The sequence below is a fragment of the Geodermatophilus sp. CPCC 206100 genome (genome assembly GCF_048569675.1).
Taxonomy (GTDB): Bacteria; Actinomycetota; Actinomycetes; order Mycobacteriales; family Geodermatophilaceae; genus Geodermatophilus.
The window spans coordinates 1-10180 of sequence record NZ_JAQISV010000071.1 but is presented as its reverse complement, the minus strand read 5'-3'; the positions used below and the strand labels follow the sequence as shown (position 1 = coordinate 10180).

7 protein-coding genes are annotated in these 10180 nt (G+C 76.6%); all 7 read left to right on the top strand.

From position 1 onward, the window contains the following. Positions 1-1781: peptidoglycan D,D-transpeptidase FtsI family protein (locus PGN05_RS23935; protein ID WP_419755085.1), on the top strand; the 1781-nt coding region annotated here is incomplete at its 5' end. A gap of 139 nt (positions 1782-1920) precedes the next feature. Next, positions 1921-3447: a UDP-N-acetylmuramoyl-L-alanyl-D-glutamate--2,6-diaminopimelate ligase gene (locus PGN05_RS23930; RefSeq protein ID WP_419755084.1), complete on the top strand. Its 1527-nt coding sequence runs from the start codon at positions 1921-1923 to the stop codon at positions 3445-3447. Beyond that, complete coding sequence (locus tag PGN05_RS23925) at positions 3444-4850, top strand: UDP-N-acetylmuramoyl-tripeptide--D-alanyl-D-alanine ligase (protein ID WP_419755083.1); 1407 nt, start codon at positions 3444-3446, stop codon at positions 4848-4850. The genes PGN05_RS23930 and PGN05_RS23925 overlap by 4 nt, the downstream gene beginning before the upstream one ends. Next, entirely contained in the window at positions 4847-5926 is a 1080-nt protein-coding gene (gene mraY / locus PGN05_RS23920) for a phospho-N-acetylmuramoyl-pentapeptide-transferase (RefSeq protein WP_419755082.1), read from the top strand. Before PGN05_RS23925 ends, mraY begins: the two co-directional genes overlap by 4 nt. Positions 5927-5994: 68 nt before the next feature. Next, complete coding sequence (gene ftsW, locus PGN05_RS23915; protein ID WP_419755081.1) at positions 5995-7536, top strand: putative lipid II flippase FtsW; 1542 nt, start codon at positions 5995-5997, stop codon at positions 7534-7536. Beyond that, on the top strand, positions 7533-8651 hold the full coding sequence (gene murG / locus PGN05_RS23910; RefSeq protein ID WP_419755080.1) for an undecaprenyldiphospho-muramoylpentapeptide beta-N-acetylglucosaminyltransferase: 1119 nt from the start codon (positions 7533-7535) through the stop codon (positions 8649-8651). Before ftsW ends, murG begins: the two co-directional genes overlap by 4 nt. After that, positions 8648-10099 carry a UDP-N-acetylmuramate--L-alanine ligase gene (gene murC / locus PGN05_RS23905; protein ID WP_419755079.1) on the top strand — a complete coding sequence of 484 codons (1452 nt, stop codon included), beginning with the start codon at positions 8648-8650 and terminating at the stop codon, positions 10097-10099. The genes murG and murC overlap by 4 nt, the downstream gene beginning before the upstream one ends. Positions 10100-10180: the final 81 nt, after the last annotated feature.

Below are 10180 nucleotides of genomic sequence, written 5' to 3'. Positions count from 1 at the left end.
GCGCCGGTGAGCGCGCCGCGCCCCGCGGCTCCGGCGCGTTCGCGCCGCGCCGCCCGCCCGGCCGCCCCCGCCTGCGCGGCGGCATCCGGCCCGGCAGCAAGCGGCTGACCGTCGGGCTGATCGTCGTCCTCGCCCCGCTGCTGGTGGTGATGGGCAAGCTGGTCCTGCTGCAGGGCGTGGACGGCGGCGACTACGCCGCCGCGGCCGCGGAGGACCGGCTGAGCAGCTATCCGATCGCCGCCCTCCGCGGCGAGGTGGTCGACCGCGACGGCACCCCGCTGGCCTACACCGTCGCCGCCTCGCGCGTGGTGGCCGACCCGACGGTCGTCGCCGACCCGGCCCGCACCGCGCTGGCGCTGACCACGCTGCTCGACGTCCCGGTGTCGGAGCTGACCGAGCTGCTCTCCCGCGACGGCCGTTACGTCGTGCTCGCCTCGCAGGTGACCCCGGAGACCGTCGACGCCATCGAGGAGCTCGGCCTCGGCGGGATCTTCTTCGAGGACGACCCCGTCCGGCTCTACCCGGCCGGGACGGTGGCCGGCCAGGTCGTGGGCTTCATCGGCCGGGACGGCGACGGCCTGGCCGGCATCGAGCAGGCCTTCGACGACGAGCTCGCCGGGACCGACGGCGAGCGGCGGGTGGAGGTGGGCAGCGGCGGCAACCCGATCCCGTCGGGCATCGACGAGTCCACCCCGGCCACCGACGGCGCGACCGTGGGCCTCACCCTCGACGCCGACCTGCAGTTCGTCATGGAGCAGCGGCTGGCGCAGGCCTGCGACGACGGCGCCACGACGCGCGCGTCCGCCGTCGTCCTCGACGTGCACACCGGCGAGGTCGCGGCCATGGGGTCCTGCCCCGGCTACGACCCCGGCCAGGCCCGGACGACCGATCCCGCGCTGCTGGGCAACCCGGTCGTGTCCGACGTCTTCGAGCCGGGGTCGGTCATGAAGGCGGTCACCCTCGCCGCCGCGCTCGAGGAGGGCGTGGCGAAGCCGGAGACCGTCCTCACCGTCGACGGGCACATCCAGGCCGGGGACGCCGTGGTGACCGACGCGCACGACCACGAGCCGATCGACTGGACGGTCACCGGCGTGCTGGCCAAGTCCAGCAACGTCGGCACGATCATGCTGGCCCGCCAGGTCGGCGACGCCCGGTTGGAGGAGTACCTGCGGGCTTTCGGTGTCGGCAGCACCACCGGGATCGAGCTGCCCGGCGAGAGCGCCGGCATCCTGGAGGGCTCCGGGGACTGGACCGCCAGCCGCGCGGCGAACGTGCCGATCGGGCAGGGCGTGTCGGTGACCACCCTGCAGATGGCGTCGGTCTACCAGGCGATCGCCAACGGCGGCGTGCGCATCGAGCCCCGGCTGGTCGAGTCGGTCGGCGGGGAACGGCCGCCGGCGCCGGCGAGCACCCGCGTGGTCAGCGAGTCCACGGCCGACGCGATGGCGCTGATGCTCGAGGCCGTCGTCGGCCCCGGCGGCACCGCGCCGCTGGCCGAGGTCGACGGCTTCCGGGTGGCCGGCAAGACCGGCACCGCCCAGCGGGCCAACCCGGAGTGCGGCTGCTACGCCGGTGGTGGGTACGTGACGACCTTCGTGGGCTTCGCCCCGGCCGACGACCCCCAGTACGTCGTCGCCGTCGACCTCGAGCGCCCCACCAGCTCGGCGGAGGGCGGCCAGGTGGCCGCGCCGGTCTTCGCCGACATCATGCGCCAGGCGCTCACCGCCCACGGCGTCGTGCCGTCGGGGACGCCCCGCCCGGAGTTCCGCCTCACCGGGTGACGGGCTCCCTTCCCCCCACGCTCGGCGCGGGACCGCGGCGGGGAGCCGTTCCGGAACGCCACCGGCCCCGGGGCGGTCCCCGGGACGGGGCCGCACCGCCGGTAGATTGGAGTCCCGTGAGCGCAAGCGGGAGGGGGCGGTGACCCCGCTGACCCTCGCCGGTCTCGGCGACCTACTCGGTGCGCCCGTCACCGGCGACCCGGGCACCCCCGTCTCCGGCGTCACCCTGGCCTCGGCCGAGGTCCGGGCCGGGGACCTGTACGCCGCCCTGCCCGGCGCCCGCACCCACGGCGCCCGCTTCGCCGCCGACGCCGCCGCCCGCGGCGCGGTCGCCGTCTTGACCGACCCGTCCGGCCGGGACCTGGCCCTGGCCACCGGCCTGCCGGTCTGCGTGGTGGACGATCCGCGCGCGCTGCTCGGTGCCGTCGCCGCGCGCGTGTACGGGGACCCCGGCCGGCGGCTGCAGGTCATCGGGATCACCGGCACCAACGGCAAGACGACGACCAGCTACCTGGTGGAGGCGGGCCTGGCCGCGGCGGGCCGCGGCACCGGCCTGATCGGCACCGTCGAGACCCGCACCCGGGGTCGCGCGCCGGACGGGACGCCCACGGTCACCGCCTTCCCCAGCGTCCGGACCACGCCCGAGGCGCCGGCCCTGCACGCGCTGCTGGCCCGCATGGCCGACTCCGGCGTGCAGACGGTGGTCATGGAGGTCTCCAGCCACGCGCTGGTGCTGGGCCGGGTGGGCGGGGTCCCGTTCGCGGCGGCCGGGTTCACCAACCTCGGCCGCGACCACCTGGACTTCCACACCGACATCGAGGACTACTTCCGCGCCAAGGCGCGGCTGTTCGACGGGCGCGCGGCGGTCGAGGTCGTCGACGTCGACGACGCCTACGGGCGCCGGCTCACCGGGCTGCTCGGCGGGCGCCGGGCGGTCACCGTCTCCACCGTCGGCCCGGGCGCCGACTGGTGGGCCGGGGACGTGGTGGTCGCCCCGCACGGCGGCTCGGCGTTCACCCTGCACGGGCCGGGCGGGCGCAGCTGGTCGGCGTCGGTGCGGCTGCCCGGGCGGTTCAACGTGGCCAACGCGGTCCTCGCCGTCGCCCTGCTCGACGCGGTCGGGGTGCCGGTCGAGACCGCCCTGACCGGGCTGGCCGAGACCGTGGTGCCCGGCCGCATGGAGCCGGTGGACGCCGGCCAGCCGTTCGTCGCCGTCGTCGACTACGCGCACACCCCCGACGCGGTGGCCACGGCGCTGACCGCGCTGCGGGCGGCCACCGCCGGACGGGTCCTCACCGTGCTGGGCTGCGGCGGCGACCGCGACCCCGGCAAGCGGGCCGCCATGGGCTCGGCCGCGGCGCTCGGCAGCGACCTGCTCGTGGTCACCGACGACAACCCGCGCTCGGAGGACCCCGCGGCCATCCGCGCGGCGATGCTCGCCGGCGTCCCCGCCGGCCGGCGCGGCGACGTGCTCGAGATCGGCGACCGGCGGGCCGCCATCGCCGCCGCGGTGGCCCGCGCCCGTCCCGGTGACGCGGTGCTGGTGGCCGGCAAGGGCCACGAGTCCGGCCAGGAGGTCGCCGGCACCCTGCACCCCTTCGACGACCGCGCCGTGCTGCGCGAGGCCCTGGCGCGGCTCGCGCCGGCCGGAGTGGAGACGCCGTGATCGCCCTGACCCTGGCCGAGGTCGCCGAGGCCGTGCACGGCCGGCTGCCCCCGGACGCCCGGGGGACCGTCACCGGCACGGTCACCGTCGACTCCCGCGCGGTCGCCCCGGGGGACCTGTTCGTGGCGGTCCCCGGTGAGCGGGTCGACGGGCACGACTTCCTGGCCGCCGCCGCGAGCGCCGGCGCCGTCGCCGCGCTGACCACCCGGCCCGACGGCGCGCTGCCGTGCGTCGTCGTCGACGAGCCCGTGGTCGCGCTCGGCCGGCTGGCCGCCGCCGTGCACGCCCGGCTGGGCGCCGGCTCGCTGCGGACGCTGGCGATCACCGGCTCCTCGGGCAAGACCTCGACCAAGGACCTGCTCGGTCAGGTGCTGGCCGCCGCCGGCCCCACGGTCAGCCCGCCGGGGTCCTACAACAACGACATCGGCCTGCCCCTGACGGTGCTCAGCGCCGACGAGGGGACCCGCTTCCTGGTGCTGGAGATGGGCTCGCGCGGGCCCGGGCACATCGCCCGGCTGTGCGCCGTGGCCCGGCCGCAGGTCGGCGTCGTCCTCAACGTCGGCTCCGCCCACCTGGGCGAGTTCGGCTCGCCGGAGGGGATCGCCGCGGCCAAGGGCGAGCTGGTCGAGGCGCTGCCCGCCGACGGCACCGCCGTGCTCAACGCCGACGACCCGCGCGTGCTCGGCATGGCGCCGCGCACCCGCGCGCGGGTGCTGACCACCGGCCTGGGGGCCGGCGCCGACGTGCGGGCCGAGGACGTCGTCCTCGACGAGTCCGGCCGCCCCCGGTTCACCCTGGCGGCGGCGGGGCAGCGCAGCCCCGTCCGGCTGCAGGTCGTCGGCGCGCACCAGGTGGCCAACGCGCTGTCGGCCGCCGGCGCCGCGCTGGCGGTGGGGCTGGCGCCCGCGGCCGTCGCCGACGCGCTGTCGGCGGCCGTGCCGCGCAGCCGCTGGCGGATGGAGGTCACCCGCCGCGCGGACGGCGTCACCGTGGTCAACGACGCCTACAACGCCAACCCCGAGTCGATGCGCGCCGCCCTCGCCGCACTGTCGGGGCTGGCGGGGCGGCGGCGGATCGCGGTCCTCGGCGGGATGGCCGAGCTCGGTCCCGGCGCGGCCGCCGAGCACGAGCGCCTGGGGCGCGACGCCGTCGCCTCGGGCGTGGACCTCGTCGTGGCGGTCGGTGCCGATGCGGTAGGGATAGCGGCGGGTGCCGCCGCCGCGCGCGCGGAGCGGGACGACGACACGAACCAGGGCGCGATCTCCGTGCCCGACCGGGCGGCCGCCCGGGAGCTGCTGACGGAGGTCCTGGTGCCCGGTGACGTCGTGCTGGTGAAGGCCAGCCGGTCCTACGGGCTCGAGGTGCTCGCCGACGCCCTCCTCGACGCCGGGGCAGGCGCGTGAAGTCCGTCCTCATCGCCGCCGCGTTCGGCCTGGTGATCTCCATCCTCGCCACGCCCGTGGCGGTGCACCTGTTCCGGCGCAAGGGCTTCGGCCAGGAGATCCGCGACGACGGCCCGGAGAGCCACCTGTCGAAGAAGGGCACGCCCACGATGGGCGGCACCGTCATCGTCGGGGCCACCGTCGGCGGCTACCTGATCGCCCACCTGTTCCTGGTCAACCAGCCCGGCCGCGGGGTGACCGCCAGCGGGCTGCTCGTGCTGTTCCTCATGGTGGGGCTGGGCACCGTCGGCTTCCTCGACGACTACCTCAAGATCCGCTACCGGCGCAGCCTCGGGCTGAACAAGACCGCCAAGCTGGTCGGCCAGCTGGTCATCGGCGTGGCCTTCGCGGTCCTGGCGATCAACTTCCCCGACCCGGCCGGGACGACGCCGGCCTCCACGGTCGTCTCCTACGTGCGCGACATCGCGCCGCTGGCGCTGGGGTCGATCGGCTTCGTGATCCTGGCCTACCTGTTCATCGCCGGGTTCTCCAACGCGGTGAACCTGACCGACGGGCTCGACGGGCTGGCCGCCGGGTGCTCGGCGATGGTCTGCGGCTCGTACACGATCATCTCGTTCTGGCAGTTCACCCACGACTGCACCACCGAGGTGATCGACGGCTGCTACACCGTCCGGGACCCGCTCGACGTCACGCTGGTGGCCGCCGCCGGCCTGGGCGCCTGCCTGGGCTTCCTGTGGTGGAACACCAGCCCGGCGCGGATCTTCATGGGCGACACCGGCTCCCTCGCCCTGGGCGGGCTGCTCGCGGGCCTGGCCATCGTCACCCGTACCGAGCTGCTGCTCATCGTGCTCGGCGGGCTGTTCGTCGCGGTCACCCTGTCGGTGGTCATCCAGGTGGCGTTCTTCCGTGCCACCCGCCGGCGGGTGTTCCGCATGGCGCCGCTGCACCACCACTTCGAGCTGGCGGGCTGGACGGAGAACACCGTGATCGTCCGGTTCTGGTTGGTCACCGGCATGGCGGTGGCCTTCGGGCTGGGCCTGTTCTACGCCGACTGGCTCGCCGTCACGGGCCTGTGAGAGCGGCACTACCGCGACACGCCCCCCGGCTGACCCGCGACACGCGGAGCAGCAGCGACGATGACCGGATGGAGTCCACCGGCGCCACACCCGTCCGCGAGGGACGCCGGACGGCGCAGACCGGCCGGGGGAGGACGACGTACCGCCGGCTCCGCGGCCCGGCCTGGCTCGACGGCCCCATGACCAGCTGCCACCTCGTGGTGGGCGCCGCCGGGCTGCTGCTCGCGATCGGGCTGGTCATGGTGTTCTCCGCCTCGGCGATCGAGGCCGCGCTGGCCGACGAGCCGGCCTGGGTGCCCGGGGTCAAGCAGCTCCTGCTGGCCGCCGTGGGACTGGTGCTCTGCTACGCCGCCGTCCGCACCCCGGTGGGCTTCGTCCGCCGCTTCGCGCCGCTGGGGCTGGCGCTGGCGGCGGTGCTGCTGGTCCTCGTCCTGGTGCCCGGGATCGGCAAGCAGCTCAACGGCTCCCGCCAGTGGATCGACCTGCGCGTCATCGACTTCCAGCCCTCGGAGCTGGCCAAGCTGGTCTACGCGCTGTGGGGCGCCCACATCCTGGCGACGCGGGACCGGTACCTCACCCTGCGCGGGCTGCTGGTGCCCCTGCTGCCGGTGTTCGGCCTGCTGTCGTTCCTGCTGTACCTGGAGCCCGACTTCGGCGCGATCATGAGCCTGGCGCTGGTGCTCGTCGGGCTGCTGTGGGGCGCCGGGCTGCCGCTGCGGTTCTTCGCGTGGGGGCTGGGCGCCGGGGTCATCGGGATCGTCGTCATGATCCAGGCGGCGCCCTACCGGATGGCGCGGATCACCGCGTTCCTCGACCCGTTCGCCGACCCCAGCGACGGCGGTTTCCAGGCCATCCGCGGCTTCTACGCCCTGGCCACCGGCGGCCTGTGGGGCGTGGGGCTGGGCAACAGCGCGATGAAGTGGAACCTGCTGCCGCACGCGGAGTCCGACTACATCTTCGCGATCCTCGGCGAGGAGCTCGGGTTCCTCGGCTGCCTGGTGGTGGTCACCCTCTACGGCGTGCTCGCCTACGCCGGATTCCGCATCGCCAAGAACTCGGCCGACCGCTTCGTCCAGCTCGCCAGCGTGGCGATCACCGTCTGGCTGATCGGCCAGGCCGCGATGAACATGGGGTACGTCGTCGGCGTCCTGCCCGTCACCGGCGTCCAACTGCCGCTGATCTCCGCCGGCGGCACCTCGCTGGTGCTCACCCTCGCCATCGTGGGGCTGCTCATCCGCTTCGCCCGCTGCGAGCCCGAGGCGATCGAGCACCAGCGCGGCCGGGACCGGGGCCGCCTGGCCCGGCTGCTGCTCCCCGTGCCGGCGCAGGCGGTCGACCCGGTGCGCCCGCCGCGCCGCCGTCGTCCCCCGGCGCCCCGGGCCGCGGACGTGCCCGCGGAGCGCCCGGCCCGCCGGCCGGCGGTCTCCGGCGGCCGCACCGTAGCTCGGGTCGCTCCGCTGCGGCCCGGTGCGGTGCCGCCCCGGGAGCGGGCTCCCGGACCGCGGGAGCGGCGGGCCACCGAGGGCCGGCCCCGGGCCGCGGACGCCCGGCGGCAACCGCCACCGCGCGCCCGCTCGACGGCGCCCGAGTCCCCGCGGCGGCCACGGTGAACGGCGCGGCGAGCAACGGCCTGAGCGTCGTCCTGGCCGGGGGTGGCACCGGCGGGCACATCGAGCCGATGCTGGCTCTCGCCGACGCCCTGCGGCGGCGTGGGACGGACGGCGGCGAGCTGCGGATCACCTGCCTGGGTACCGCCCGCGGGATGGAGACGCGGCTGGTGCCCGCCCGCGGCTACGACCTGCGGCTGATCCCGCCGGTGCCCCTACCGCGCCGGATCACCCCGGACCTGCTGCGGGTGCCGGGGCGCCTGCGGGCGGCGGTGCGCGAGACCCGGCAGCTGCTGGCCGATCTGGGCGCCCACGTCGTCGTCGGCTTCGGGGGCTACGTGGCCCTGCCGGCCTACCTCGCGGCCGGCCGGCTGACCGTGCCGATCGTCGTCCACGAGCAGAACGCGCTCCCGGGCCTGGCCAACCGCATCGGCGCCCGGCGGGCCGCCCGGGTGGCGCTGACCGTGCCTGGCACGCCGCTGCGCGGCGGCGAGCACGTCGGCATGCCCCTGCGGACGGCGATCAGCACCCTGGACCGCCCTGCCCGCCGCGCGGAGGCCCGCGCCGCCTTCGGCCTGGACGCCGACCGGCCGACCCTGCTGGTCTTCGGCGGCTCGCAGGGGGCGGCCTCGCTCAACCGGGCGGCCGTGGGCGCCGCCGACGCGCTGACCGCCGCCGGGGTGCAGGTGCTGCACGCGCGCGGCCCCAAGAACACCGAGGTGACCGTGCCGCCCCGCCCGGCGGGCCAGGCGCCCTACGTCGTGGTCGACTACCTCGAGCGCATGGACCTCGCCTACGCCGCCGCCGACCTCGCCCTGTGCCGGGCCGGCGCGGTGACGGTGGCCGAGCTCTCCGCGGTGGGGCTGCCGGCGGCGTTCGTCCCGCTGCCGATCGGGAACGGCGAGCAGCGGCGCAACGCGCTGCCCGTGGTCGAGGCCGGCGGCGGGCTGCTGGTGGAGGACGCCGCCCTGTCGCCGTCCTGGATCGAGGAGGACGTCGTGCCGCTGCTCACCGACCCGGCCGCGCTGGCCGGCTACGCGCAGCACGCCGCGGCCGCCGGTGCCCGCGACGCCGACGAGCGGCTGACCGACATCGTGCTGGAGGTGGCGCAGCGGTGAGCGCCGCCGCGGTGGCCGCGTGGCGCGACCCCATCCCCGCGCTGGCCGACCTGGGCGCGGTGCACTTCGTCGGGATCGGCGGCGCCGGGATGAGCGGCATCGCCCGGATCATGCTGGCCCGGGGCGTCGCCGTCTCGGGCACCGACCGCCGGGACACCCCGACGCTGCTCGCGCTGCGCGCGCTCGGTGCCCGGGTCGAGCTGGGCCACGACGCCGCGCACCTGGGGGAGGCCGACACGGTCGTGGTCTCCACCGCGATCCGCGACGACAACCCCGAGCTGGCCGCGGCGCGCGAGCGCGGCCTGCGCGTGCTGCCCCGCGCGGTGGCACTGGCCGCGGTCATGGCCGGCCGGCGCAGCGTCGCGGTGGCCGGCACCCACGGCAAGACCTCGACCACCTCGATGCTCACCGTCGCCGTCCAGGCCTGTGGCGCGGACCCCTCTTTCGCCATCGGCGGCGACCTCAACGAGTCCGGCAGCAACGCGCACGCGGGGGAGGGCGACGTCTTCGTCGCCGAGGCCGACGAGAGCGACCGGTCGTTCCTGCTGCTGGCGCCCTTCGGCGGGATCGTCACCAACGTCGAGGCCGACCACCTGGACAACTACGGCGACCTCGCCGCGGTGGAGGCCGCCTTCGACCGCTTCCTCGGCACGGTGGACCCGGCCGGCTTCGTCGTGCTGTGCGCCGACGACCCGGGCGCCGCCCGGCTGCGCACGGTGCCCACGCCGGCGCGGGTGCGCACCTACGGCACCGCCGAGGACGCCGACCTGCGGCTGCTCGACATCGAGGTGGCCCCCGACGCCACGTCCTGGACGGCGGTCCTGGACGGCGAGCTGCTGGGCCGGGTGCAGATCCGGGTGCCCGGCGAGCACATGGCCCGCAACAGCGCCGCCGCCCTGCTGGCGGGCCTGGAGCTGGGCCTGCCCGCCGACGGCCTGGTCGCGGGGCTGGGCCGCTTCGGCGGCGTGCACCGGCGCTTCGAGCTCAAGGGCGTCGCCGGCGGGGTGCGGGTCTACGACGACTACGCCCACCACCCGACGGAGGTAGAGGCGCAGCTGCGCGCCGCCCGGTCGGTGGCCGGCGACGGCCGGGTCGTGGTCGCCTTCCAGCCGCACCTCTACAGCCGCACCCGCGAGTTCGCCGCCGGGTTCGGCGCGGCGCTCGGGCTGGCCGACGAGGTCGTGGTGATGGACGTCTACGGCGCCCGCGAGGACCCCGTCCCCGGCATCACCGGTGCGATGGTGGCCGACGCGGTTCCGCTGCCGCCCGAGCGGGTCCACTTCGAGCCCTCCTGGTCGGCCGCCGCGCCGGCCCTCGCGACCCGGGCCCGCCCCGGCGACCTGGTCATCACGATGGGGGCGGGCAACGTCTCGATGGTCGGGCCCGAGGTGCTCGCCGCCCTGCGGGGCGCCGGGACCGGCGGCGTCCCGGCGGACCCGGCGCCGTGAGCCGCGCGGGCACGACCACCCGCGACCGCGCCCGCGGCCCCGGGCCCGCACCCGAGGCCGGCCGCGGCACGGGCGCGACCG